This window comes from Gemmatimonas groenlandica, from assembly GCF_013004105.1.
GTDB classification, from domain to species: domain Bacteria; phylum Gemmatimonadota; class Gemmatimonadetes; order Gemmatimonadales; family Gemmatimonadaceae; genus Gemmatimonas; species Gemmatimonas groenlandica.
Window position 1 is genome coordinate 707,530 of the sequence record NZ_CP053085.1, and the last position, 24,912, is coordinate 732,441.

A 24,912-nucleotide genomic window follows, 5' to 3' on the forward strand; every position below is an offset into this window, starting at 1 on the left:
CGCGCAGCGAAAACATGCCGGCCGCGCCCATTCGTCAGCAGAAGCGACTCAGCGTGATCGTGGCCGCGCGCACGCCGTCCGCGACGCTCGAGGAGGTGCTTCGCTCGCTCGCGGCCCAGCACCGGGCGTCGGAGCTGGACGTCATTCTCGCGGACGGTAGCCCGGATGGCAGCATGGCGATGATTCGGCATCGTTGTTTGCCGCAGGCGCGTCACATCTCGCTACCGGGTGGAAACCTGCCGGCGCTGAAGGCGGCCGCCATCCGTCAGGCCGAAGGCGATTTCATCGCGATGCTCGACCCGAGCGACGCCGCTGACCCGGACTGGGCGGATCAGATCATCGAGGGCTTTGCCGATCCGGGCGTGACGGCCGTGGGCGGCGTCGTACTACAGGCCGGCTCCGGAAGCGCCGGCAACGTATCCGCCTATTTGTTCGAGTACGGCGCGTTCAATCCTCCGGTGACTCCGGGAGACACGCAGGGCGATCTTCCGGGCAACAACGTCGCGTATCGGCGGGCAGCGTTGACGGACACCTGTGCCGACATCCTGGCCGCAGAGGGCTTCAACAAGCCGTTCGTACACGAGCGCATTCGCGCCGCGGGCGGCAGATTGGTGATCAGGCCATCGATGCGCGTGCGGCACCTGACGAACTATCCGTTTATCGCGTTCGGCGTGCGGCGGTTTCACTACGGCCGCTGCTTCGGCGCGACGCGCGTGCGACGTGCATCGCGCGGGAAAAAGTGGTTGTTTCGCCTGTTCGCACCCGCCGTTCCGCCGTTGCTGATGTCTCGACATCTCCGCCGCGCTTGGCAGCACCCCGCGAATCGCCGTCTACTGCCGCGAGCCGCGCTCGCGCTGTGCGGGGTCTGTGCGTTCTGGGGCATGGGCGAATGGCTCGGCTACTGGTTCGGACCGGGCCATTCGTGCCAGGAGCTGTACTAGTGCCGACGCCTGCGATGAGTGTGGTGGTCGCGGGGTCGCGGCCGTCGGGGCCGCCGACCGAGCTTCTTCGCGTGCTCGGGCCGGCACTACAGACTGGACGAATCGAATTGCTGTTCGCGACGGCGCGCGACGCTGGAGCGCTCACCACGCCGAACACGCGTGTCGTGAAGTGCCGGGTCGGCAGCACGGTACCGCAGATGCGCCTGTTGGGGGTGCGCGCGGCGCGTGGTAGGCTGGTGGCGCTGACCGAGGACTTTTGTGTGCCGGCGCCCGGCTGGGTCGACGCTCTGATCGAGGCGCATCGGCGTGAAGGCGCTGCCGCCGTCGGCGGACCGGTGGCACGCAGCACGGGCAGCGCTGCGGACTGGGCGCTGACCTTGATCGAATACGGACGCTTCTTTCGCGGTGAGCCTGAGGGCTCGGTCGGCGACCTCCCCTCGATCAACGTGGCGTACGACGCGGCGCAGTTGCGTGCAGTGCTGCCAGCAGATGCCGACGGCCTATTTGAAGTTGCGCTGCACGCGCAGCTACGCGCAGCTGGTGCACGATTCTGGCGGGTGCCCGACGCGGTGATGTTCGACCACAGCACCACCAACGTGCGAAGCGCCGCCTCTGCTCAATTCCATCACGGCCGACTTTACGGCGGCGGGCGCGTGCAGGATCAAGGCGTGCTGACGCGCTTGACCCGAACGGCTCTCAGCCCAGGCATTCCGGCGGTCCTGCTGTCACGAATCGCCCGCGAAGTGGGCGCGGCGGGCCAGACTCAGCAGCTGCTGCGGGCGCTGCCCGCGCTGTCGATCTTGCTCGGCGCATGGTCGATTGGTGAAGCCGTCGGCTCCATGCTTGGCGAAGGTCCGAGTGGGGCACGCTGGACAGGTGTGTGAGGTACCGGCGAGGCGATGATCCTGAACCTGCCGGGTCACACATCCGGTTATCACGGTCTGCTGCTGAAGCTGCGTGAGATGGGCCCGGTCCTCCGGGCAATACGCTCATGAAGTCCATCCGTACGCGTGTGCTCCTCGCGGCTGATGATTCGACCCTCGTCGACGGTCACTCGATCTCGGTGGGTGATTTTTCGCGCACCGGTCGCGACGACATCATCGTGGGCGAACGTGGTGGAAAGCGGGGCGTATACCTCTACCGGCTCGAGAACGACGTCACCGACTCGTGGTCGACGACGCCGCTCGACCCTGGAGGAATGGCTGCGGCTGGCTGTGCGGTCACGGACCTGAACGGTGATACGCGACCCGACGTGATCTGCAGCGGGAGTGCGACTGCACATCTCAAATGGTACGAGAACCGGCCCTAGCTGGGGTGCCGGATCGTACGGAGTGAGCTAGAGGGTGTCGGGCCCTCTCAGCCGTGCGTGCCGCCGTGCCCGCCGCCGGACGACTCCGATGACCCGCTGCCACCGGAACTCTTTGAACCGGTAGAGCCGTACCCGTTGTCTTCCTTCTTCGCATGTTGCGACTTGGTGCTGCCCGTCTTACCGGGTCCGCCGCGCCCGCCCGACATTCCCTGCCGTTCCTTCGCGTGTCCTTTGCCTTTCCCCGACTCGTCGTTCGTGCGCGCCATGGTGATCTCCGCCGTGAAGTCGTGTACGCTGATCGTTGCCGGGCTCGTGCGACGCGTGGTTCGCATCGCCGCCGACGCTGCGTACAGTGCACAACCGGTGCCGAGATCGTCGCCTGCGTTGCGGGTGGTCTCCGAGCGTCGATCCCGTCGCGTCGATTAGGCTGAAGGCCACGCGGCCTGGGCGGCTTCCGCCACGCGAGACGCCGGCCAACCGGTTGCCCCCGTCATCACCGCCACCGCATCCGACATGGTAATGTCGCGCGTGTTCACCAGCGCCGCCCGCTGCCCGAGTCGCTGAATGTGAATCCGATCAGCCAGCTGAAACACGTGCGGCATGTTGTGACTTATGAGAATCACGCTCAACCCGCGGTCGCGCACCCGCGTGATGAGGTCGAGCACCATGCCACTCTCTTTCACGCCGAGCGCAGCCGTAGGTTCGTCCAGAATCACCACGTGTCGCGCAAAGGCGGCGCTGCGCGCCACGGCAATGCCTTGCCGCTGACCACCGGAGAGCGTCTCCACCGCCTGCGTGATCGAGCGAATGCTGATGCCGAGCTCTCGCAAATGCTCGGCGGCCTCACGCTCCATGCGTGGGCGATCGATCACTCGCAGCAGCGAGCCCGCGAGTCCCGCTCTACGATGTTCGCGCCCCAGGAATAAGTTCTCCGCGATCGACATAGCCGGTGCCAACGCGAGATCCTGATACACGGTCTCGATGCCTGCAAGGCGGGCGTCTATCGGCCCGCTGAAGTGCACGCGTGCGCCATCCAGCCAGATGTCGCCGCTGTCGGGAATCATGGCGCCCGACAGCGCCTTGATGAGCGACGACTTGCCCGCACCGTTGTCGCCGATCACAGCCATGATCTCGCCCGCGCGCACTTCGAAGTCGGCGCCATCGAGCGCGGTCACGTGCCCGTAGCATTTCGCCAAACCGCGTGCTTCGAGCACCATCGGTGCGTTCTGCTCGCTCATGCCAACACCCTCACGCTTTCCTCGACCACTGATCGGTGGCGACGGCCAGGATAACCAGCACACCCGTGACCAGAATCTGATACACCGACGACACGCCCATCAGCGTGAGCCCGTTGCGGAACACGCCCACGATCATGGCGCCGACGAGTGACCCCAGCACGATGCCGCGTCCGCCGAAGAGGCTCGTGCCGCCGAGCACCACGGCCGTCACGGTATCGAGGTTCTCGGTTTGTCCGCTTTGCGGATCGCCGACGCTGGTGCGTGCGATGGACAGCAGCGCGGCAATGCCGGCGCAGAGGCCCGAGAGCATGTACGCACTGAGCAGCACGCGGTTGGTGCTGATGCCGGCCAATCGTGCGGCCTCGAGGTTGCTGCCCACCGCGTATACATGGCGCCCTGCCGCCGTTTCGCGCAGCACGACGAACGCGAGCGCGTACAGCAGCAGCATGGCGACGGCGCCGTAGGCAATCGGTGTGTTCCCAACCCACACGCTCTGCCCAAGCCAGGTGAGCAGTGGGGGCAAGTCCGTAAACGTCTGCGCGCGCGACACCAGTTGCGTGATCGCAAACGCAATATTCATTGTGCCGAGCGTGACGATGAATGGCGGCAACTTAATGCGCGTGACCAGCAGGCCGTTGATCATGCCGGCGATGGTGGTGACACCCATGCCGCCAGCGATGGCCATGGCTGGATGCCAACCGTGCTTCACCGCCAGGAGGCTCATGACGATCGAGCCGAGCGCCATGATCATGCCGCAGGCGAGGTCGATACCACCGGTGAGAATGACCAGCGTCTGACCGATGGCCAGCACGCCGACCACCATGACCTGACTGAGCACCAGCGACAGATTGGCACCCGTGAGAAAGCGCGGTGACTGCAGCGCGAAGAACGTACAGGCGATCAGCAACGCAACGAGCGGACCGGCAAAAGCCAGCCGTCGTGCGATCACTTATCGCCCCAGCAGAGTCCGAGGGCTTTGTCCGCACTGAGACTCGGTACGCCGGCTACGCTGTCCTTGGCGATGAGCTGCACGCCGGTATCGACGTATCCACTCGCCTTCTTGGCGGTCTTGATGAACGCCATCGCTGCTTCCACCCCTAACTCGGCCATGCGCAATGGATACTGTTGCGCGGTCGCGGTCAGCGCGCCGTCCACGACATTTTGCACGCCGCGGCAGCTGCCGTCGACCGAGACGATCAGCACGCCCTTCTCCTTGCCGGCGTTCTTGAGCGCGGTGAAGGCGCCGGCGGCCGACGGCTCGTTCACCGTGTATACGACGTTGATGTCGGGGTGCGCTTGCAGGCAATTCTCCATGGCCGTCTGTCCCTTGGCCTGATCGCCCATGGCGTCGGACATGCACACCACTTCCGGCGGCTGCGCGAGTTCGTTGCGCGTCTTCTCGTACGACGGAAGGCCGAAGCCGCTCAGGAAGCCATTGTGGCGCTGCGCACCGGTGGGGTGGCCGGGGATGAGGTCGAGTGTGGCGATCCTGGCCGGGGTCGCCCCAAGCCGCGCCTTGGCGTACTGGCCGATGAGCTGCCCGGCCTTGTAGTTGTCGGTGGCGAAAAGGGCATCGGTCGCGTCGACCGGATCGGTCGGGCTATCGAGTGCGATCACGAGGATGCCGGCATCGCGCGCCTTCTTGATGGCGGGTACGATCGCCTTGGAGTCGCTGGCCGAAATGAGAATAGCCCTGGCGCCAGCAGCCATGAGATTCTCGATGGCCGTCACTTGACCGGCGTTGTCGCCATCGGAGCGACCGGCAGCAGCAATCAGCGTCGCCCCCTGCGCGGCGGCGGCCTGTTCGGCCCCCTCTTTCATCTTCACGAAGAACGGGTTCGACTCGGTCTTGGTGATCAGCCCGATGACTGGCTTGTCGTCACCCTTGGCGGAGCACGCCAGCAGGAGAGGGAGAGCGAGGGCGACGAGACGCGGGGGGGAGAGGCGGGGCAGGGCGAGAGTGCGCATAGAAGAGGAAATCAGCACGCAATCGGGATTTGAGCAAGTGAGGCGGCAAGCGAACGGGCGGGGCGATTGCGGACGGCCCGCGTGCGTGCCAGCCTTCCCATCATGCGACGTTCGCCTGTTCGATTTCTGATCGCGTTTTTGGCGGTGCTGACGGTCGTCGGCAGCACCGGCTGCCGCCTGCTCGGCCCTCGGCAGCCTTTGTCGGTGCGGCAGCAGATCCGGGCTCGTGTGGCGAAAGTGCCGGGGGCGCAGGTGTCCATTGCGATGCGCGACTTCGAGCGTGGTGTGGCCTTCGATCTCTACGCTGACACGGTGTATCACGCCGCCAGCATGATGAAGGTGCCGGTGCTCTTCGCGCTGTACGACGCCTTCGCCAAGGGGCGGCTGCGCCCCGGCCAGACGATCCGCCTCACCAATCAATTCCGATCGATCGCCGACTCGTCCACCTACGTGCTCGACCCGGCCGACGACAGCGACAGTACGGTGTACGCGCGGGTGGGGCAGGACGTGTCGCTACGGTGGCTGGCCGAACGCATGATCACGCACTCCAGCAACCTCGCGACGAATACGCTGATCACGCTGCTCGATCCCGCAAAGATCACGGCGCTCGCACGCGAGCTCGGCGCCCGAAACACCGTGGTGCTGCGCGGCGTAGAGGACACGCCGGCCTTCCGGAAGGGCATGAACAACGTGACGACCGCCAGCGATTTGGTGATGCTGTTTGTCGCGCTCCAGTCGCAGCGGGTTGGTGACAGCACCGCCACGGCCGACATGCTCCGCATTCTCGAACAGCAGGCCTTCAACACGCAGATCCCCGCCGGATTGCCGCCGGGCACGCGCGTGGCGCACAAGACCGGCAGCATCACCGCGACGCGCCATGACGCGGGGCTGGTGTATCCGCCGGGGAGGGCGCCGTACGCCATCGCCATTCTCACGCGCAACATCGCGGATCCTGCGGTCGCCGATGCCCTCACGGCGGATTGCTCACGTATCATCTGGGAGTGGCTCGCCAAGTGAACGACCTCACCACCGGTTCCATCCCTCGCCACATCGTGCGCCTCGCCGTGCCGATGGCGCTCGGCATGATTTTCCAGACACTGTATTTCCTGGTCGACCTCTTCTTCGTGGCGCGGCTCGGCGATGCCGCCGTGGCCGGCGTGAGCGCGGCCGGCAATGTGCAGTTCATCATCATGTCGTTCACGCAGATTCTCGGCGTGAGTACCATGGCGCTCATTGCGCACGCGGTGGGGCGTAAGGACCAGCCGGACGCCGAGCTGGTGTTCAATCAAAGCGTCCTCTGGGCGTTCGTGTGCGGGATCGGGACACTGATTGGCGGCTATGCGCTGTGCGGCCGGTACATGAGTGCACTCGGTTCGAACGCCGAGACGATCGCGGCCGGTACGTCGTACTTGCGCTGGTACATCCCCGGGCTCGCACTACAGTTCGCGCTAGTGTCGATGGGAAGCGCCCTGCGCGGCACGGGCATCGTGAAGCCCGGTATGCTGGTGCAGATGCTCACCGTCGTGCTGAACATCATCTTCGCGCCGATCTTCATTGCGGGGTGGGGCACCGGCCGGCCGCTTGGTGTGGCGGGTGCGGGGCTGGCGAGTTCACTGGCCATCGGCATCGGCGTGATCGCGACGGCCGTGTATTTCGTGCGACTCGAACACTACGTGACGTTCAAGCGCGAGTTGCTGTCGGTGCGGACCGACGTGCTTACGCGCATGCTGAAGATCGGCGTGCCGCCGGGCGCCGAGTTCGCGCTGATGTTCGTGTTTACCGCCGTGATCTATACGGCCATCAAGCAATTCGGAGCGGAGGCGCAGGCTGGCTACGGCATCGGTTCGCGACTCATGCAGTCGATGTTCCTGCCGGCGATGGCCGTGGCGTTCTCGGCGGCTCCGATGGCGGGGCAGAACATGGGCGCTGGTCATCTCGACCGCGTGCGCGACACCTTTAAGTGGGCGGCGATCATGGGCAGCATCCCCATGGCGCTACTCACATTGCTCTGTCAGTGGCGCCCTGAATTACTCGTGCAGGGATTTACGCAGGAAGCAGCGGTGATTGCCGTAGCCTCGCAGTTCCTGAGTACGATCTCGTGGAATTTCGTGGCGTCCGGGTTGGGCTTCACCTGTGGTGGCATGTTCCAGGCGCTCGGCAATACGGTGCCGTCGCTGATCGCCAGCGCCACGCGCCTCATCACGTTCGCCGTGCCGGTGTGGTGGTTGTCGCATCGCCCGGGCTTTCAGATCAAGCAGGTGTGGTATCTCTCGGTGATCACGATGACGCTGCAGGCGGCGTTCACGCTGTGGCTGTTGCGCGGCGAGTTGCAGCGCAAGGAATTGAAGATGGCCTCAGCCCGGTTGGCGGTATGACGGTTGGCTTTATGATGCGTTGCGCTCGGCGAGCCTCCGTCTCCGCCGCGTTGGCGATCGGATCCCTGGGTGCGCAGGAGACGCGCGCCGTCCCGACGCCGTGCCCGGACGGCATCGCCGCTGCCGTCCAGTGTTCGCTCGGTAAGGACAGCGCCGGTGCGTTCTACTGGATCGCAATGCCAGCGCCTTGGAATAAGCGACTGGTGGTGCACGCGCATGGCGGGCCGGACCTCGGTGCTCCTGATGCCAAGGGCAGTGCCGACGACCTGACGCGGTGGAACATCTGGACGCGCATGGGCTTCGCCGTGGTGGCCTCTACGTACCATCAAGGTGGTGTGGCGGTGCGGTCGGCGGCGGAAGATGTTGAGCGTTCGCGGCAGCTCTTTGTCGCGCAGGTCGGCGTGCCCGAGCGTACGATTCTGCACGGGCAGTCGTGGGGGGCCGGCGTGGCGGCGCGTACGGCGGAGCTGTTCGGTGCGCGTAATGCGCAGGGCCACGTGCCGTATGATGCGGTGCTGCTCACGAGCGGCGTGCTGGGGGGAGCCAGCCTGTCGTACGACTTCCGGATGGATCTGCGCGTCGTATATCAGGCGGTGTGTGGCGATCATCCGCGCGCCGATGAGCCGCAGTATCCGTTGTGGCAGGGATTGCCCGTGGGCGCGAAGCTCACGCGCGTGCAGTTGGCCGATCGGGTCGACGCGTGCACCGGCGTGCGGAAGCCGGCGGCGGCGCGCTCACCCGAGCAGGCGCAGCATTTGGCCACGATTCTCGCGGCGGTGAAGGTGCCCGAGCGCACGCTGATCGCACACCTGAATTGGGGTACCTGGCACTTTCAGGACATCGTGACCAAGCGGACGCACGGTGCCAATCCGTTCACCACCACGGGCGTCACCTACGCCGGCGGCGCGGACCTGAATGGCAAGGTCGCGCGCTACGTCGCCGATTCTGTAGCATTCGCTACACTATCGGCAGACGCCGATCCGACCGGTGGTATTCCCGTGCCCGTGCTCACGATGCATGCCATCGACGATCCCACCGCGTTCGTGGAACTCGAGAGCACATTCCGCCACACGATGGAGCGCGCGGGGCGAGCCAAGACGCTGGTGCAGCTGTTCACGCAGGATAGCGAGCACAGTTATTTGAGTGATGCCCAGTACGTGAGCGCCATGCGCGCGTTGCTGGCGTGGGTGGAGCAGGGCACCGCACCGACACCGAGGGCCGTCGCCGCGTCGTGTGCACGCGTTGAATCCACGTACGATCCGGCCAAGGGATGTCGTTTCGTGCCATCGTATGCACCGGCGCCGCTCTCGTCGCGGGTGCCGAACAGAGCCAAACCGGGAATGCCCAAGTGAACGCGTCGTTCAACCATCGACTGCGAGTGGCTGCGGCCTCCATGGCGCTGACGCTGTCGGCCGTGGCTGGCTGCCGACCGTCCGCGCCCTCGTCGCCTTCGGAGACTGCCGCGCAGTTCTACACGCTGCTGGACGGTCTCGGCGTAGACGGTGTTCCCGACTCGCTCGCGCTCGATGCCGTGCAGCCGTACCTCGATTCCACACTGGTCGGTTTGCTCGTTGAGGCGCGCCACGCACGTGATGATGCGTCACGCCGCGCACCCGGCGAGAAGCCGCCTTTCGTGGAGGGCGACATGTTCGGCAGCCTCTTCGAGGGAAACACCTCGTTCGGTATTCGTCGTCTCGCCAAGCGCGGTGATACGACCTTCGCGGTAATGGCCTTCACCAACGCGATGCAGCCGCCTACGGTGAAGTGGACGGACACGTTGGTGATCGTGCCGCGGGCGAATGCGAAGCCGAAAAGCCCGCAATTTGTGATTGCCGACCTGCGCTACGGCGCCGGCTGGGACTTCGGCAATCGCGGGTCCCTGCTGCAGAGTCTTCGCGCCGCGCTTTCGCCGGACAGCGCCAGCGCGATCGTGCCCACGGCTACACCCGCTGCGTGCGCCACGCCCCCCTGCGGAACATCACCGCGCTGACGACCGCCAGCAGCGTATAGGCGGCCAATACCGACACGAACACGGCGTGTGAGCCGATCGAGGTCTGCGTCGTGAGCAGCCACGCCAACGGGAGTTCGAACGCCCAGAAGACGGCGATGTTGATGTTGGTCGGCGTGCGCGTATCGCCGGCGCCATTGAACGCTTGCGTGAGCACCATGCCGAAGGCGAAGAATGGGAAGCCGGCCGCCATCATGCGCAGGCCGTACACAGCCACATCGGTCACGGCGGGATCGCTCGTGAAGCCGGCCACGATCGGCCGCGCGAAGATCACGAAGATGGCGCCCATGAGCCCAAGAAATGCCACGTTGTAGCGCGCTGCGGTCCAGACGGCGCGGTTGGCGCGATCGGGATTTTGCGCGCCAAGCGCCTGACCCACCATCGTGGCGGCGGCGTTGCCTAAGCCCCAGGCGGGCAGCATGGCGAACATGATCATGCGCACCGCAATCGTGTAGCCGGCCATCGCCGCGCTGCCGAACGACGCCATGAGGCGGATGAGCACCATCCAGCTCAGGCTGCCCACCAGCACCTGAAAGGTGGCATTCACCGACAAGCGCAGCATCGCGCGCATGGTGTCCCACTCGAACACCAGATGCTCGCGCGAGACACGCAGGTGCCCGGAGCCGCGCGTGAGTCGCCAGAGGGCGTAACACACGCCGGTGCCGCGGCCGATCGTGGTGGCGATGGCGGCGCCAGTCACGCCCCATTCGGGGAACGGTCCCACGCCGAAAATCAGCATCGGACCGAGCACGATGTTGATGGCGTTGGCCAGCCACAACACGCGCATGGACACCGCCGCGTCGCCGGCCCCACGAAATGCCGCGTTGATCACGAACAGCAGGAATGCGGTGCCGCTGCCGCCCAACAAGACGCGCGTGAACATCGTGCCGGTGGCGAGCACGTCATCGGTCGCACCCATGGCGCGCAGCAGCGCTGGGGCCGCCAATGCGCCCACGACGCCGATCAGTACCGACGCGATCACGCCGAGCGTGATCATCTGCACCGCCGCGCGCGCGGCACCATCGGCATCACGCTCTCCCACTCGGCGCGCCACCACCGCCGTGCCGGCGATGGCCAACCCCATGGCGATCGTGTACACCACGATCATCATCGACTCGGTGAGCCCTACCGTCGCCACTGCGCTTGCGCCCAGGCGCGCCACGAAGAACACATCGGAGAGCGCGAACAGGCTCTCCATGATCATCTCCAGCACCATCGGAATGGCGAGGAGGAAAATGGAGCGCCCGATCGGACCCGTGGTGTAATCGTGCTTCGTGCCGCGCAGCGCGCCCCGCGCGGCGTCCCACCACGACCGCGTGTCGTCGTCCTGCGCCAATTCGTGCATGGCGCGAAGGCTCAACTACATCGTCGATCGGCGCAAGCGGACGGATCCGGATCCGGTTTCCACCACGACACGTCCCGCGCCATTGCCGATCGTCCCGCGCAGGTGGCGCCGCTCCAATGTGCGCGTGCGCACCGCGAAGTCGGTGGTGATGCTGCCGCTCCCTGTTTCGATATCCACGTCAGCGCCGAAATTCTCGGGTAGCGCCAGCGTGACGCCGCCGGAGCCGGCGTCGACACTGACCGACGACGGAGACGACACCATGTCGATCGAGACGCCACCGCTGCCGGCATCGACCGACACATCGTTCGCCGACACACTCCCGAGACGAACACTGCCCGAGCCGACGTCGACCGAGAGCCGCTTGCATGACAGCTCGGTGGCCGTGACGCCGCCGGATCCGGTGTCTACCGTGCACTCGTCGCTCGACACACGATCCAGCGATACGCTGCCCGATCCGTTGTCGACGCTCACTCGACGACCGCGCGTGCCGCGCAACGACACGCCACCGGAGCCGGCATCGATGATCAGCGTGCCGCGGGTATCGGTGGCGGCAACGCGCGCCGAGGCCACGTCGAGGCGCAAGTCGGCGTCCACGTCGGTCGCGCTCATCTCGCCGACCAGGAGATAGCTGTCGAGCGCCGTGCCGTCGGGGACCAGCACGCGGATGTCGGCCCACGCCTCGAGGCCACTGCCCGAGGTTTTCACGCGCACGCGCTGGCCGTCGCGATCGCGCCATCCGTCGCCGCCCCACGTGCCATCGTCGCGGATACGCGTTTCCGTGCTGCCACCCCAGCGGCGCTCGGGGCCGCCACGATACACCACGTCATCATCGGGATAGATGACGCGCAGCGTCGGCAATCCGCGCACGGTACCCGCCTCGATGCGCAGGCGGCTCGCATCTCGCCCCCGCATGGTGATCTCGAATTGCACGTCACGTCGGTCGCCGCGTACGATGCGGACCTCGCCGGCCACGTTGTAGAGCGCCACCTGCGACCCGCTGAGCGTGCGGCGCTCGGTCTGTGCGGTCAGCGCGGCGGGGACGAGCATCCACACGGTGATCGAGGCCGAGAGGCGCCGGCCGAAGCCGGTTGCGCGCGACGTCGACCGGGCGGAGCTTGAAGAGGCGATAAGCATGGGGCTCATGGAAAGGTATTGATAAGTGACCTCAACGCTTGGATGCCCCGGCCCGTCAGAAAGGTTTGAAGATCCCGACACGTTTTCCGCCACGTTTTCCGCCACGTTTTCCTTTCCACTCGCCCCACCATGCGTACGATGCGCACGCTTACCTCTCTATCCGTCTCGGCCGTGGTTGCCGTCCTGACGGCGTCGCCCGCTCTTGCCCAGAAGCAGGTGCTGCCTACGGCGATTGCCCCGATCGACTCCGCCGATCCGGTCGCGCTGATGGTCGCGCGCCTCGACCTCGAGAAGTACAAGACCACGCTGAAGGGACTCACACAGTTCGGCGACCGAAAGCAGGGCACCAAGCGCAATCGCGACGCGGTGGATTGGATCGAGGCGCAGCTCAAGAGTTACGGCTGCTCGAACACGGAACGCATCGTCTATCGATACGAGCCGCCCACCTTGGCCGAGCGCCCGGCGGCGCCCCCCGGCTGCCACGCCCCCGGCCGCTGGGCAGCCGCCGCTGCGTCGAGTCGGTCCGCCGGCCACGCAGGCCTCGGGCGGTGGACGTAACCGTGGCATTCGCACGCGCACCGGCGTGAACAACGACTCCCTGTTGCAGCCCGATCCGAAACTGCGTGCGCTGAATTCTGAGCCGAGCACGCCGGGCGAGCGTCAGGAAGTGTATTGCACCAAGATCGGCTCCACGCATCCGGAAGAGATGTACATCGTGGGGGCGCACATGGACGGCATCGGCTGGGGCGAGGCCGTGAATGACGACGGCTCAGGCACGGCGCTGGTGATGGAGTTGGCGCGGGTGTTCAGCAATCCCGACGTGCAGACCGAGCGGTCCATTCGCTTCGTGCTGTGGAACAACGAAGAGTCCGGCCTGAACGGCGCGCGCGCGTACATCGAGCAGCGCGCGAAGCTGCAGGGCATCGAAGAGCCGAAGGGATCGGGCAAGTATCCGGAGCCCAAGTGGCTCGGCATGATCCAGCACGACATGATGATGTGGGACCACGGCATGCCGAAGGCCGACGGCACTATGGCCAAGGAGCAGCGTCCGGAAGCCGACGTGAACATCGAGTTTCAGATCAACTCGAAAATGTGGAAGGCGTCGTCGGAACTGGCGTGGGCGCTGCATCAATCCAACACGAAGTACGCCACCGACTATCCGGCACAGGTGGGTCCGCACATGACCAACACCGACTCTGGCCCGTTCCAGGATCTCATTCCCGCGATCAGCTTGCGCGAGAACGAGCGCGGTACGCAGACCGGTAACGGGTGGAATCCACACTGGCACCAGCCCACCGACGTGTGGTCGACCTACACGGACAAAGATTTCCGTCTTGGCCTGAACGCCGCGCAGACGACGCTGGGCGGCGTCGGCCGACTGGCTGGCGCGACCCTCAAGCCCGCGACCAAGATGTGATCAGCGTGTAATCACCGTCTGATCAGACGAGCGGCGGAATGCGTCCCGCCCACGGGCGGGCGCGTTCCAGCTGACCTGCCACGCGAAAGAGCGTGGCCTCGTCGCCAAAGCGCGACACGAGTTGCGTACCGATCGGCAGTCCGGCGGCATTCCAATGCAATGGCACCGACATCGCCGGTTGTCCGGTCACGTTGAACAGCGGCGTGTAGGGAATGAAGCCGTACACTTTCTTTGCGGTCTCATTGAGCAATCCGGCTGCCTTGAGTACACCGCCGAGGCCCAGACCCGCGACCACACGCAGCATGGCGCGTTCGGCAGCGGTAGGCTGTAGCGTCCCGATGGTGAACGGCGGGGCGCCGAGGGTAGGCGTAACCAGCACGTCTACGGTGGTGAAGAAGCGGCCCACCGTGCGCCCCGCCACTTGCAGCGTGCGCACCGACGTGGCGTAGTCGGCCGCACTGGCCGCCTTCCCCACGAGACCGAGCGCCCACGTGGTGAGCTCCACATCATCGCTGCGCGGTGCGCGCTTGAGCTGTGCGCCGATCCACTCGATGTCGGCGCGCGCCTCTGCGGCGACGACGGTGAGAAAGGCCTGCGCCAGCACCTCGCCATCGACCACGGGTTCGGCGCGAATCACGTCGTGCCCCAGTGACTCGAGCAGCGCGGCGGCGTCTTCGAGCGCGGCCACACAGTCGGGATGCACGGTACTCCCGAAGAACGGTGAGGTGGTGACGGCAATACGCAGTCGCCCGGGCTCGCGCGTGACTTCGTCGAGGAACGGGCGCTCCTGCGGCGGACAGGCGACCGGCGTGCCGGCGTCTTCGCCGGCGGTGGCATCGAGCATCGCCGCGGAATCGCGCACGCTGCGAGTGATCACGTGCTCCTGCACGAAGCCGCGCCATGCGTCGCCGATGTCGGGCCCGGTGGGCATGCGGCCACGCGTGGGCTTGATGGCGAACACGCCATTGCATGATGCGGGAATGCGCAGCGACCCGCCGCCGTCGCCACCATGGGCGATGGGCACGATACGCGCCGCGACGGCCGCGCCTGAACCGCCGCTCGAGCCACCAGGGGTTTTGGTGGGATCCCACGGATTGCGCGCCGGTCCAAGTGCCTCGCTTTCGGTGTACGGTGTGAGACCGAGTTCGGGGGTGTTGGCCTTGCCGATGAACACGGCGCCGGCGCGCCGGTAGCGCGACACGAGTTCGCTGTCGTGAGCGGGGATGATGGATTGCAGCACCCGGGTCCCGTTGCTGGTGGGGACGCCGGCGATGGTCGTCATCAAGTCCTTGATCAGGATCGGCACGCCGGCGAACGGCGCGTCGAGATCGACCTTGGCGGCCATCGTTCGCGCCATGGCGTCGAGCGGACGCACCACCGCGTTCAGCCGCGGATTGCGGGCGGCCATGCGGGCCAGCGCCGCTTCGGTCACGTCGGCCGGGCTCAGCTCACGACGGCGCACCAGATCGGCGATGGCGAGTCCATCGAGCCCGTCGTACTCGGGGAGGGGAAGAGACATGCGGGAAACTACCGTCCCTACGGAACGCTACGGAAGGAAGCGCGCGCGTTCCTCAGGGGTGGGCAGGAGGCAGGCCGGGGCGGCCATCTCGAAGCGGCGTCGGGCGACCTGGTCGTAGATGGCATCGCGGAGCACGCGGGGGACGAGATGCCCCAACGCCGCGACGACGGCCCATACCCCGCCAAGGTGAGCCAAGGCCGCGAGGGCGGCGGCGCTCCGCACTCGTACGCGGGGGACGGCCGGGTCGTACCACACCACCGAGTCCACACCGGCCAACTCCGGAAACTGCTCGCGCACGCGGGTGCCGAACGCGCCCTGCAACGGCGCGAACGCCAGGCGCGCGCGGGCCGCTGCTGGTTCATGGCCCAGCACGAACTGCACACTGCCCGCGCAAAATCCGCAGTCCCCGTCGTACAGCAGCACCGCCCGGGTATCCGAAAGGGGCGTGTCCGTCGCATTGGCCATGTCTGCAAGCTAATGTGCGGCATGTCGCTCGTATCGTTGCAGGACGTCAGTGTCGCCTTCGGGGGTCCCCCCGTGCTCAACCACGCCGATTTCGCGATCGAGCGCGGAGAGCGAGTCTGTCTGCTGGGCCGTAACGGCGCCGGCAAGAGCACGTTCATGAAGGTGCTCGATGGCACGCAGGTGCCCGACAGCGGGGCCGTGGTGAAGCTGGGCGGCGTGACCATGGCGCGGCTCGACCAGGAGATGCCGCTCGCGCTCACCGGGTCGATGTTCGAGGTGGTGGCCGAAGGGTTGGGCGATCGCGGCCGCCTGCTGACCGAGTATCACGCCGCGTCGATCCGCGTCAGCACGGATCACTCCGACGCCGCCCTGCGTGAGCTCGACCGCCTGCATCGCGCCCTCGATTCGGCCGACGCCTGGCAGCTGCACATCCGCGTCGAGACGGTGCTCGAGCATCTGGCGCTCGACCCGGAGGCGCGCATTGAGCAGGCCTCAGGTGGTCGCACGCGACAGGCGTTGCTGGCACGCGCACTGGTGTGCGAGCCCGATCTCATTCTGCTCGACGAGCCCACCAACCATCTCGACATCGAAGCCATCGAGTGGATGGAGGAGTACCTCACGTCGCGCGGTCTCACGCTGATTTTCGTGACCCACGATCGCGCGTTCCTGCGCCGCGTGGCCACGCGCATCGTGGAACTCGATCGCGGCCGCCTCGTGGACTTCGGGACCGACTACGACACGTATCTCGAACGGAAGGACGCCATGCTGGCGTCGGAAGCGAAGTCGTGGGAAGAATTCGACAAGCGCTTGGCGAAGGAAGAGGTGTGGATCCGCACCGGCATTCAGGCGCGACGCACGCGAAACGAAGGACGCGTGCGCGGTCTCGAAGCGCTACGCGTGGAGCGGTCGCAGCGCCGTGAGCGCGTGGGTACGACACGGGCGCAGACACAGGACGCGGAGCGTTCAGGGCGGATGGTGATCGAGGCCAACGCCATCAGCTTCAACCACGGCACCAAGCCGATCGTCTCGGAGCTCACCGCCACCATCATGCGCGGCGATCGGGTGGGATTGGTGGGGCCGAACGGCTGTGGCAAGACCACACTCATCAAGTTGTTGCTGGGGGAACTCACGCCGCAGAGCGGTTCGATCCGTCACGGCACGAATCTCGAGATTGCGTATTTCGATCAGCGTCGTGAGCAGCTCGATCCCGAGCGCAGCGTGTTCGACAGCATTGCCGACGGCGCCGAGTTCGTGTCGGTGGGCGGACAGCAGCGGCATGTGAACGGCTATTTGCAGGACTTCCTCTTCACCCCCGATCGCGCGCGCACTCCGGTTCGTGCCTTGAGCGGCGGTGAGCGCAATCGACTGCTGCTGGCTCGCTTGTTCACCCGCTCGTTCAACGTGCTCGTCCTCGACGAACCCACGAACGATCTCGACATCGAAACGCTCGATGTACTCGAGGCGCTGCTCGCCGGGTTCACCGGCACGTTGTTGCTCGTGTCGCACGATCGTGCCTTCCTCGATGCCGTCGTCTCGAGCACGCTCGTGTTCGAAGGGAAGGGCGTGATCCGCGAGTACGTGGGTGGGTACACCGACTGGCTGCGTCAGCGGCCGGCACCGGTGGTGGTGACGGCGTCCCCGCCGAAGCGCGTCGAGGTCCCCAGCACGGTCAAGCCGAAGAAGCGGAAGCTCTCGTACAAGGAGACGCAGGAACTGGCGGCACTGCCGGATCGGATCAGCGCGAGTGAGCAGGAGCTGGAGCAGGGGTACGTCTCACTCGCCGACCCGGCGGTGGTTCGTGACCCGGGTGCCCTCGGTGCCGTCCGTAGCCGGGTGGCCGAACTCGAGTCGGCGATCCCGGCGATGATGGCCCGCTGGGAAGAGCTGGAAACGATCGCCTCCGAGTAAACCCACGCGTGCTGACTGCTTGCAATCTGGCCGCGCCGGTCGGAACATTCCCCGGATGACCAGCTCGATGCCGCTCTCGGCACCGACGCGACGCGGTGAATCGCTCGGGGCGCTCGCCTTCGCGCGCTTCGGGCCGTCGGCGATCGTGGCCGCGATTCTCTATTTCCTCGCCGTTGCCGCCCCCCTCGCCGCGTCGTTCCGGTTCGGGTCGAACTTCGGCGTCTGGCCCGCCACGGCCGTCGGCATCTTCACGCTGTTCCTCACGCCACGCACGCTGCGGCCCATCATGGTCGCGGCGCTCGCCGTGATGAACTGGTGTGCGCTCGAACTCTTCGTGGCGGGAACGTTGCCGGTGCAGCTGCTCCTCATCGTGGCGCGTAGCGTCGGCGAGTGGGGCACGACCGAACTCACCGAGCGCGTCCTCCGACGCGCGCCCGACTTCGAACAGCCCGGTGACTTGGCCCGGTTCGGTCTTCTCGCCTCGGTGGGCACGATTCCCCTGGCCGCGGTGCTCGGCGGCATCGGCTATTCGGCGATGGGCCGTGGCACGGTGTTGATGGAGGGCTTCCAGTGGTGGGTGTCGGAGATCACCTGGGTGCTGCTGCTCGTGCCGGCGCTGATGCATTTGCGCCGGTTGCAGGTCGTTGCGACCGAAGCGACGACCCGACAGCAAATTCTCGAACGGCTGCTCTTTTTCGAAGCGCTCGCCCTCTCGCTCCTCGTTGCTTTTTCGTACACCAGCAGCTCGGCGTTCCAGCCGCCACTCGGTGTCGTGGTCAGTCCGCTGCTCATCTGGTCGGCGTTCCGATTGGGCGTGGGCACGACGCTGTGGGGAACGATCGCCGTGGCTGGTGCCTGCGTGCTTGCCACCCTCAACGGGCGCGGTCCCTTCGTCGGTCTCTCCGACGAAACGTTCTATCAGATCGCTTGGGCGCAGGGGTACGCGTTCGTCGTGGGGATCTCGCATATCCTGCTGGCGGTCGCCGTGGGGCAGCGTCGCGCCGACGCGGAGGAGCGCGCCCGCATTCTCGAGGCGGTGCGCACATCGTCGGCACGGCTCGAGGCGCACTTCGCTGGTGCGCGTGATGCCGTGGCCGTGGTCGATGCTGGCGGTGTATTGGTGGCCGCCTCACCCACCGCGTCGCAGCTCGTGGCACAGATGCAGGCGGATGGCGCACGGAGCTGGCAGCGCGCGTTGGGCGGCGAGACGTTCACCGAAACGATGCGCCTCGGTCCCGATCACGAGTACGCGGTCACAATGCTCCCACTGCGCGACGCGCGGGACAGCATCATCGGTGCGTCGGCCAGCGCCGTGAACCTGACCGACCTGCGCAGCGAAATCGCCGCCGAAGAACGCAGTCAGCGACTCGCCACCGTGGGCCGACTGGCCGGCGGCATCGCGCACGATTTCAACAACATCATGATGGTGATCCTCGGCAACCTCACGTTGCTGAAGGAGAGTATTCCGCCCAATGATCGCAAGCGCGCCGACGTGGATGAGGCCAGTGCCGCGGCGCAACGCGCCGTGGGACTTACACGACAGCTGCTGGCCTACGCGCGACGCCAGACGATCGAGCCGCAGCAACTCGATCTCGGCGACCATGTACGGCACATGGCCAGCATGCTGGAGCGACTCCTCGGCGCCGACATCGCGCTCACAGTGGACGTGACCACCGGCGACTCGTCCGTGTGGATCGACCCGTCGCAACTCGATCAGGTGGTGGTGAACCTGTCCGTGAATGCACGCGATGCCATGCCGGGCGGCGGAGCACTTCGACTCGTGATCGCCAAGGATCGTCTCGATGAGGTGCTCGCCGCTGAAGTCGGCATGTCTGCCGGTAACGTGATCACGCTCATGGTGCAGGACGAAGGACACGGCATCGCGCCCGACACGCTGCCGCATGTGTTCGAGCCGTTCTTCTCGACGAAACCCACCGGCAAAGGCTCGGGTCTTGGTCTCGCCACCGTCGATGGTATTGTCCGACAGGCAGGCGGTGCGATCAGTGTCGTCTCGTCGGTGGAACACGGTGCGACGTTCACGATCCGACTGCCACACGTACCCGCCGCGCTTCCCGACGCCGCGAAGCCAGCGGCCCGCTTGGCGGCGCCGACTATTCCGCTGGACACTCCGCGCACCGCCGGTGTGACGTGAGCGCATCCCCGACCCGCAGGAGTTCGTTGTGATTCGTACGTCGCGCGCTGTGCTCTCCGCTGCTTCGTTGTTCGTGATTCCTGCCGCGTTGGCGGCGCAACCCGGCGGTGTGAAGTCCACGACCCGGCAGAACTTCCCGACCGATCCGGCGGCGAGCGTTCCCGCGCTCAGCGCCCTCGTGGCGGCGCGCACGAGTGAGATGGCGGATGTCATCTCGCGGTTCGCGTCCGATCAGCAGGTACTGCAGCGTCGCTACGACGCGCCCGATTCGCCGGCGCAGCGCACGCGCACGCGCGCCTTCTACACGTCATGGCGCGCACGTCTGGGAGAGCTCGCCTTCGACAAGTTGTCGCAGGAAGGCAAGGCCGACTACGCGCTGCTCGAGAATCATCTGCGCTATCAGCTCGAACTGATGGACCGAGAGGAGATTCAGCGTAAGGAGATGCTCCCGTTGTTGAGTTTCGCCGATCGCGTGCTCGCCTTGCAGGATGAACGGCGCGATCTCAAGACCATCGATGCGCAGGCCTCGGCCCGTACGCTCGCCGATGTGACCAAGCTGGTGGACAGCCTGCGCGCACTGCTCGAGCCTGCGCCGGCCCGCCCGGCTGGCGACAGTGTGAATGGTGCCCCGCGTCCGGCACGCGTAGCGGCGCCCAAGGTGTCGCGCACGGTGGGCAACCGCGCCGCCGACCAGCTCGACCAGATCCGCAATACCGTGGGCGTGTGGTATCGCTATTACAACGGGTACGATCCGCTCTTTTCGTGGTGGGCCACCAATCCGTATCAGAAGCTCGATGAGGCGATGCGGCGCTACGCGACGACCATTCGCACGCGGGTGGTCGGTATTCAGCCGGCACCGGTCGTCGCAGGCGGCGGGCAGGGCGGAGCCGGTGCTGCGCAGGCGCCCCGCAACGCGGCGGCGGCCAACGAACCGATCATCGGCGATCCGATCGGCGCCGAGGGACTCGCGGCGGATCTGCGCCACGCCATGATTCCGTATACGGCCGACGAGTTGATCGCGATCGCCGAGAAGGAGTACGCGTTCAGTCTGTCCGAAGCCAAGAAGGCCGCACGTGAGATGGGCCTGGGCGACGACTGGAAGGCGGCGATGGAGAAGGTGAAGAACATGTACGTCGACCCCGGTAAGCAGCCGGATCTCATTCGCGATCTCGCGAACGAGGCCGACGCCTTCTTCGCGAAGCACGACTGGGTGACGATCCCCGCGCTGGCCCGCGAAGACTGGCGCATGGAGATGATGGCCCCCGAGCGTCAGCGCGTCTCACCGTTCTTTCTGGGCGGCGATCTCATTCTCGTGTCATATCCCACCGCGGACATGACCGACGAAGAGAAGCTGATGAGTCTGCGCGGCAACAATCCATATTTCTCGCGCGCGGTCGTGTTTCACGAACTGAATCCCGGCCATCATCTGCAAGGGTTCATGTCGGCCCGCTACAACCCCCATCGGCGCGTGTTCTCGACCCCGTTCTGGAACGAAGGACAGTCGTTGTACTGGGAGATGTTCCTGTGGGATCGTGACTTCCACGTCACGCCGGAAGACCGACTCGGAGCACTCGCGTGGCGCATGCATCGCAGCGCGCGCATCGTCTTCTCGCTCAGCTTCCATCTGGGCAAGATGACGCCGGAGCAGGCCATCGAATACGTGGTGGACAAGGTGCCGTTCGAGCGGGCCAACGCGGAAGGTGAAGTGCGTCGGTCGTTCAACGGGTCGTACTCACCGATCTATCAGGCCGCGTACATGCTGGGCGGATTACAGCTGCGCGCGCTGTATAAGGAATTGGTGATGTCGAAGAAGATGACGGACCGCGAGTTCCACGACGCCGTGCTGCAAGGTGGCCCGATGCCGATCGCGATGGTGCGCGCGCGGCTGGCCAATGTGAAGCTCACGCGTGAAGGAGCGGCGCCGTGGCGCTTCGCCGACGACCTGCCGACCCCGCGCCCGTTCCCGTCGAAGTAGTGCGTGGTGCTACCGTGTCGTGTCGGTGAGCGGGATCGGCACGTACGGCAGAACGTTCTCCGGCATGGCGGCATCGGCGGAAAATTGCGCCGTCCACCGTTCGAACATGCGCCAGGTGGCCGACGTAAACAGCGACGCCTCGGCCGGCAGGGACTCCACCTCGTGTCGGTCGGTGCGTCGTAAGGGCGCGGCGCTCGGCGTCTCACGGCGCACCAGCAACAACGGCAGCGGTACGTCGTTCGCGATGGCCCACGGATCGCGTGGCAGCAGGGTGCGAATCGCGCGCCAGCTGAAGGTGCGCGCGGTCGGTCCGTCAGGCTGCTGCGCACGCTGATACGCCACCGGGAGTCGATCGGCGAAGTGCAGGGCCACGACATTCATCAGCTGTTGGGTGCGCAATCGTCGGGTGTGCCACTGAAAAGCGCCGCCGTCCTGGGTGCCTGCCACCTGCAGCGAATCAAGCGTCAGGATGGGATCCACCAGCGCGATCCCCTGCACGCGTGGCTGCTCGGCGTCGCTCGCGTGTGCGGCAAACGCCAGCACAGTGCCGGCGCCCTGACGTACTCCCACCAGCAACACGGGCCCCGACGGATTCGCGCGCTTGAGTTCGCGCACGACACCGGCGAGGTCGTCGGCGTACTGCGTATCGTGCCCGATGCGTCCGCGGGCGCCCCCCGACCGCCCGTTTCCGCGCAGGTCGAGGAACAGAATGTTCATACCGGTCACACGACGGAGCGAGTCGCCGGCCTGCATGGCCAGCGCATCGTGCGCTCCGAGTCCATGCAGGATGATGATCGTGCCCCGCGACGGCAGGAAATACTGCGTGCCGTACACGGCGACACTGTCGGGCATGTCGAAGAGGCGGAACGCGGCTTTGTTGCCCACGATCGGCATCCCTTCGATGGCTTTCGTCTCGAAGCGTGAAAGGCGCGCGAGCGTGGGCGCGCCGGTGCCGAGTCCGACGCCGAGCGCAGCACCCGCAGCGAGTAGCGCGAGCGCAGTGATGCGGGCTGCGGTCAGCGCCACTCTGGTGTCACGCCGAGATTCTCGAAAATGAACGCGTACTCGTCGGCCATTTCAGCGATCTGCTTCGTGAGTGACGAACTGCCGTGTCCCGATTGCGTCTCGATCCGAATGAGCACCGGGTTCGGGCCATCATGTGCCTGCTGCAGTCGTGCGGCGAACTTGAACGAATGAGCCGGCACGACGCGATCGTCGTGGTCGGCGGTCGTGATGAGCGTGGCGGGGTACGCCGTGCCGTCCTTCAAGTTGTGCAGCGGCGAGTAGGCGAACAGATAGTCGAAGCCCTCGACGTCGTCGCTCGACCCGTAGTCGGCGATCCAGTTCCAGCCGATGGTGAATTTGTGGAAGCGGAGCATGTCCATCACCCCGACGGCCGGCAACGCGACCTTCGCCAGGGTGGGACGCTGCGTCATGATGGCGCCGACCAGCAAGCCTCCGTTGGAGCCGCCCGCAATCGCGAGCTTGTCGCTGCAGGTATAGCCGTGCTCGAACAGCCACTCGGCGACCGCCACGAAGTCATCGAAGACATTCTGCTTCTTCTCCTTCATGCCGGCCTGATGCCACGCCTCGCCGTACTCGTTACCGCCACGCAGGTTGGCCTGCACGTATACGCCGCCTTGCTCGAGGAAGGCGACGCGCATGGCACTGAAGTTCGGGGGCAGCGAGACGTTGAAGCCGCCGTAGGCGTACAACATCGTGGGATTCGCACCGTCGAGCACGAGACCTTTCCGGGCGACGATGAAGGCCGGCACCTTCGTGCCATCCTTACTCGTCACGAACACCTGCCTGGTTTCGAACCGGTCGGGATCGAACGGCAGCGTGACCTCGCGCAGTTGCGTGCTGCGTCCCGACACGATGTCGTACCGATACACGGTGATCGGTGCCGTAAACGAGGTAAAGCTGTAGTACACCGACGTCGCGTCGTGCTCGCCATCGAAGCCGCCTGCTGTCCCGAAGCCAGGGAGCGTGATCTCTCGCTCCACGGTGCCATCGAGCGCATGTACGTAGGCGCGCGTCGTCACGTCCTTCAGGTACGTGGCGAACAGGCGCCCGCCGGCGGTCGACATCCCACTCACCGGCTCGGTGCGTTCGGCGATCACGGTGATCCAGTTCGCTTCGTCGGGAGCGGCGGGATCGATGCGCACGACGCGCTGATTGGGCGCGTGGCGGTTCGTGATCACCAGCAGCTGATCGTCTACGTTGTCCAGCACGTCCATCTGGTCGTCGAACGTGGTCCACAGCGGGGAGAACGCGCCGTTGGGCACGGTAAGGTCCAGCACGTGGAGCGCGTTGCCATCCTTGCCCTGGCCGCGATCGCTCACTGAGAGGACGGCATAGCGCTCGCTCTCCGTGGTGCCGACCGTGTGGAAGCGCTGCGGGTTGGCACTGTCCCGGTACACCAAGCGGTCGGACGACTGCGGCGTGCCGAGTGCATGGTAGAAGACCTGGTGGTCTTCATTCACCGAGGAGAAGGCGGCGTCGGTGTTGACCGGTTCCGGATAGCGACTGTAGAAAAAGCCGTCGCCGTGCCACGCGATGCCGGAGACCTTCACCCAGTCGACGACGTCGGGCAGGTTCTCGCGCGTGGCCACATCGATCACGCGGATCTGTTGCCAGTCGGAGCCGGCCTGGCTCAGCATGTAGGCGATGCGCGTGCCGGCTTTGTTGAACGTGAGGCCGGCCACCCGGGTCGTGCCGTCAGCCGACAGGGAGTTGGGGTCGATCAGTACGACCGGCGTGCCCGCGGCGCCTTCCTGGATGTAGTAGACCGCCTGATTCTGCAGGCCGTCGTTCTTGGTGAAGAGATGCCACTGCTTCTTCACGACCGGGGCGGAGTACCGAGGGTAGTTCACCAGCTCGGTCAATCGCGCCCTCATGAGGTCTCGTGACGGAATCCGGTCGAGATACGCGAAGGTGACCCGGTTCTGCGCCTCCACCCACCCTTTTGTCTCAGCGGAGGTGTCGTCTTCCAGCCATCGGAATGGGTCGGCCACCAGGTTACCGTGATAGTCATCCACCTGATCGACCGTCCGTGTGGCGGGATAGGTCGGCGGTGCTGTCGGGCGTTCAGGCTCGAGCGAAGAGATCACGAGAGAGGTGGCACTGGTGGCGGCGGGCGAATCGGGCGTCTTCCC

The 24,912-nt window shown here is 66.0% G+C and carries 22 protein-coding genes; 12 read left to right on the forward strand and 10 right to left on the reverse strand.

The features are described from left to right. The first annotated feature begins 14 nt into the window (after positions 1-14). The 3 genes from HKW67_RS02900 to HKW67_RS02910 all read left to right on the forward strand — a co-directional run bounded on the left by HKW67_RS02900 (position 15) and on the right by HKW67_RS02910 (position 2,250). Positions 15-941, forward strand: a complete 927-nt coding sequence (locus HKW67_RS02900; protein WP_171223966.1) for a glycosyltransferase family 2 protein — start codon at positions 15-17, stop codon at positions 939-941. Beyond that, complete coding sequence (locus tag HKW67_RS02905) at positions 941-1,825, forward strand: glycosyltransferase family protein (protein ID WP_171223967.1); 885 nt, start codon at positions 941-943, stop codon at positions 1,823-1,825. Before HKW67_RS02900 ends, HKW67_RS02905 begins: the two co-directional genes overlap by 1 nt. Positions 1,826-1,932: 107 nt before the next feature. Continuing rightward, positions 1,933-2,250: an FG-GAP repeat domain-containing protein gene (locus HKW67_RS02910; RefSeq protein WP_171223968.1), complete on the forward strand. Its 318-nt coding sequence runs from the start codon at positions 1,933-1,935 to the stop codon at positions 2,248-2,250. Positions 2,251-2,297: 47 nt separating this feature from the next. Here HKW67_RS02910 and HKW67_RS02915 read toward each other — a convergent pair whose 3' ends face one another. From HKW67_RS02915 to HKW67_RS02930, 4 genes are all read right to left on the reverse strand, one after another. After that, the gene (locus HKW67_RS02915) at positions 2,298-2,582 is read right to left on the reverse strand and encodes a hypothetical protein (protein WP_171223969.1); all 285 of its coding nucleotides are present in this window, start codon (positions 2,580-2,582) and stop codon (positions 2,298-2,300) included. A 90-nt stretch (positions 2,583-2,672) separates the two neighbouring features. After that, positions 2,673-3,488: an ATP-binding cassette domain-containing protein gene (locus HKW67_RS02920; protein ID WP_171223970.1), complete on the reverse strand. Its 816-nt coding sequence runs from the start codon at positions 3,486-3,488 to the stop codon at positions 2,673-2,675. 10 nt (positions 3,489-3,498) lie between these two features. After that, positions 3,499-4,437: an ABC transporter permease gene (locus HKW67_RS02925; protein ID WP_171223971.1), complete on the reverse strand. Its 939-nt coding sequence runs from the start codon at positions 4,435-4,437 to the stop codon at positions 3,499-3,501. Further along, entirely contained in the window at positions 4,434-5,456 is a 1,023-nt protein-coding gene (locus HKW67_RS02930) for a sugar ABC transporter substrate-binding protein (RefSeq protein ID WP_171223972.1), read from the reverse strand. The genes HKW67_RS02925 and HKW67_RS02930 overlap by 4 nt, the downstream gene beginning before the upstream one ends. A 102-nt stretch (positions 5,457-5,558) precedes the next feature. Between HKW67_RS02930 and HKW67_RS02935 the strand changes: the two genes are divergently transcribed. The 4 genes from HKW67_RS02935 to HKW67_RS02950 are packed head-to-tail and all read left to right on the forward strand — an operon-like array spanning position 5,559 to position 9,821. Further along, entirely contained in the window at positions 5,559-6,473 is a 915-nt protein-coding gene (locus HKW67_RS02935; protein WP_206044586.1) for a serine hydrolase, read from the forward strand. Next, on the forward strand, positions 6,470-7,831 hold the full coding sequence (locus HKW67_RS02940; protein WP_171223973.1) for an MATE family efflux transporter: 1,362 nt from the start codon (positions 6,470-6,472) through the stop codon (positions 7,829-7,831). The genes HKW67_RS02935 and HKW67_RS02940 overlap by 4 nt, the downstream gene beginning before the upstream one ends. Before the next feature lie 50 nt (positions 7,832-7,881). Continuing rightward, on the forward strand, positions 7,882-9,183 hold the full coding sequence (locus HKW67_RS02945; RefSeq protein ID WP_171223974.1) for an alpha/beta hydrolase family protein: 1,302 nt from the start codon (positions 7,882-7,884) through the stop codon (positions 9,181-9,183). Then, a complete protein-coding gene (locus tag HKW67_RS02950; protein WP_171223975.1) occupies positions 9,180-9,821 on the forward strand; it encodes a hypothetical protein in 642 nt (213 codons plus the stop codon). The genes HKW67_RS02945 and HKW67_RS02950 overlap by 4 nt, the downstream gene beginning before the upstream one ends. Here the strand turns inward: HKW67_RS02950 and HKW67_RS02955 are convergent. Together HKW67_RS02955 and HKW67_RS02960 are read right to left on the reverse strand one after the other, a co-directional pair. After that, positions 9,772-11,184 (reverse strand): MATE family efflux transporter, encoded by a 1,413-nt coding sequence (locus HKW67_RS02955; RefSeq protein WP_171223976.1) that lies wholly within the window; start codon positions 11,182-11,184, stop codon positions 9,772-9,774. The two genes, HKW67_RS02950 and HKW67_RS02955, sit on opposite strands and share 50 nt — an antisense overlap. 15 nt (positions 11,185-11,199) lie before the next feature. Continuing rightward, positions 11,200-12,327 carry a DUF4097 family beta strand repeat-containing protein gene (locus tag HKW67_RS02960; RefSeq protein ID WP_171223977.1) on the reverse strand — a complete coding sequence of 376 codons (1,128 nt, stop codon included), beginning with the start codon at positions 12,325-12,327 and terminating at the stop codon, positions 11,200-11,202. A gap of 120 nt (positions 12,328-12,447) precedes the next feature. On the opposite strand from HKW67_RS02960, the gene HKW67_RS22255 reads away from it, so the two are divergent. Together HKW67_RS22255 and HKW67_RS22260 are read left to right on the forward strand one after the other, a co-directional pair. Then, positions 12,448-12,876, forward strand: a complete 429-nt coding sequence (locus tag HKW67_RS22255; RefSeq protein ID WP_206044587.1) for a hypothetical protein — start codon at positions 12,448-12,450, stop codon at positions 12,874-12,876. Between the two features lie 25 nt (positions 12,877-12,901). Next, positions 12,902-13,735, forward strand: coding sequence for a M28 family metallopeptidase (locus HKW67_RS22260; protein ID WP_206044588.1), 834 nt, complete (start codon positions 12,902-12,904; stop codon positions 13,733-13,735). 22 nt (positions 13,736-13,757) lie between these two features. On the opposite strand, the gene HKW67_RS02970 is transcribed toward HKW67_RS22260, so the two are convergent. Continuing rightward, positions 13,758-15,254, reverse strand: coding sequence for an amidase (locus HKW67_RS02970; protein ID WP_171223978.1), 1,497 nt, complete (start codon positions 15,252-15,254; stop codon positions 13,758-13,760). 27 nt (positions 15,255-15,281) lie between these two features. Further along, positions 15,282-15,719: a thiol-disulfide oxidoreductase DCC family protein gene (locus HKW67_RS02975; RefSeq protein ID WP_171223979.1), complete on the reverse strand. Its 438-nt coding sequence runs from the start codon at positions 15,717-15,719 to the stop codon at positions 15,282-15,284. A 21-nt stretch (positions 15,720-15,740) separates the two neighbouring features. Between HKW67_RS02975 and HKW67_RS02980 the strand changes: the two genes are divergently transcribed. From HKW67_RS02980 to HKW67_RS02990, 3 genes are read left to right on the forward strand one after another with little or no spacing between them, the layout of a single operon-like run. Then, entirely contained in the window at positions 15,741-17,627 is a 1,887-nt protein-coding gene (locus HKW67_RS02980) for an ATP-binding cassette domain-containing protein (RefSeq protein ID WP_171223980.1), read from the forward strand. A gap of 55 nt (positions 17,628-17,682) precedes the next feature. Next, the gene (locus tag HKW67_RS02985; RefSeq protein WP_171223981.1) at positions 17,683-19,779 is read left to right on the forward strand and encodes an ATP-binding protein; all 2,097 of its coding nucleotides are present in this window, start codon (positions 17,683-17,685) and stop codon (positions 19,777-19,779) included. Between the two features lie 28 nt (positions 19,780-19,807). Then, the gene (locus HKW67_RS02990) at positions 19,808-21,754 is read left to right on the forward strand and encodes a DUF885 family protein (RefSeq protein ID WP_171223982.1); all 1,947 of its coding nucleotides are present in this window, start codon (positions 19,808-19,810) and stop codon (positions 21,752-21,754) included. A 9-nt stretch (positions 21,755-21,763) separates the two neighbouring features. On the opposite strand, the gene HKW67_RS02995 is transcribed toward HKW67_RS02990, so the two are convergent. Both HKW67_RS02995 and HKW67_RS03000 read right to left on the reverse strand, forming a co-directional pair. Beyond that, positions 21,764-22,780, reverse strand: coding sequence for an alpha/beta fold hydrolase (locus HKW67_RS02995; protein WP_171223983.1), 1,017 nt, complete (start codon positions 22,778-22,780; stop codon positions 21,764-21,766). Next, complete coding sequence (locus HKW67_RS03000; RefSeq protein ID WP_171223984.1) at positions 22,771-24,867, reverse strand: prolyl oligopeptidase family serine peptidase; 2,097 nt, start codon at positions 24,865-24,867, stop codon at positions 22,771-22,773. Before HKW67_RS03000 ends, HKW67_RS02995 begins: the two co-directional genes overlap by 10 nt. Positions 24,868-24,912: the final 45 nt, after the last annotated feature.

Coding starts and splice junctions, on each gene's coding strand:
- HKW67_RS02900 (WP_171223966.1), top strand. CDS start 15: ATGCCGGCCGCGCCCATTCGTCAGCAGAAGCGACTCAGCGTGATCGTG.
- HKW67_RS02910 (WP_171223968.1), top strand. CDS start 1,933: ATGAAGTCCATCCGTACGCGTGTGCTCCTCGCGGCTGATGATTCGACC.
- HKW67_RS02915 (WP_171223969.1), bottom strand. CDS start 2,582: ATGCGAACCACGCGTCGCACGAGCCCGGCAACGATCAGCGTACACGAC.
- HKW67_RS02920 (WP_171223970.1), bottom strand. CDS start 3,488: ATGAGCGAGCAGAACGCACCGATGGTGCTCGAAGCACGCGGTTTGGCG.
- HKW67_RS02930 (WP_171223972.1), bottom strand. CDS start 5,456: ATGCGCACTCTCGCCCTGCCCCGCCTCTCCCCCCCGCGTCTCGTCGCC.
- HKW67_RS02935 (WP_206044586.1), top strand. CDS start 5,559: ATGCGACGTTCGCCTGTTCGATTTCTGATCGCGTTTTTGGCGGTGCTG.
- HKW67_RS02955 (WP_171223976.1), bottom strand. CDS start 11,184: ATGCACGAATTGGCGCAGGACGACGACACGCGGTCGTGGTGGGACGCC.
- HKW67_RS02960 (WP_171223977.1), bottom strand. CDS start 12,327: ATGAGCCCCATGCTTATCGCCTCTTCAAGCTCCGCCCGGTCGACGTCG.
- HKW67_RS22255 (WP_206044587.1), top strand. CDS start 12,448: ATGCGTACGATGCGCACGCTTACCTCTCTATCCGTCTCGGCCGTGGTT.
- HKW67_RS02970 (WP_171223978.1), bottom strand. CDS start 15,254: ATGTCTCTTCCCCTCCCCGAGTACGACGGGCTCGATGGACTCGCCATC.
- HKW67_RS02975 (WP_171223979.1), bottom strand. CDS start 15,719: ATGGCCAATGCGACGGACACGCCCCTTTCGGATACCCGGGCGGTGCTG.
- HKW67_RS02980 (WP_171223980.1), top strand. CDS start 15,741: ATGTCGCTCGTATCGTTGCAGGACGTCAGTGTCGCCTTCGGGGGTCCC.
- HKW67_RS02985 (WP_171223981.1), top strand. CDS start 17,683: ATGACCAGCTCGATGCCGCTCTCGGCACCGACGCGACGCGGTGAATCG.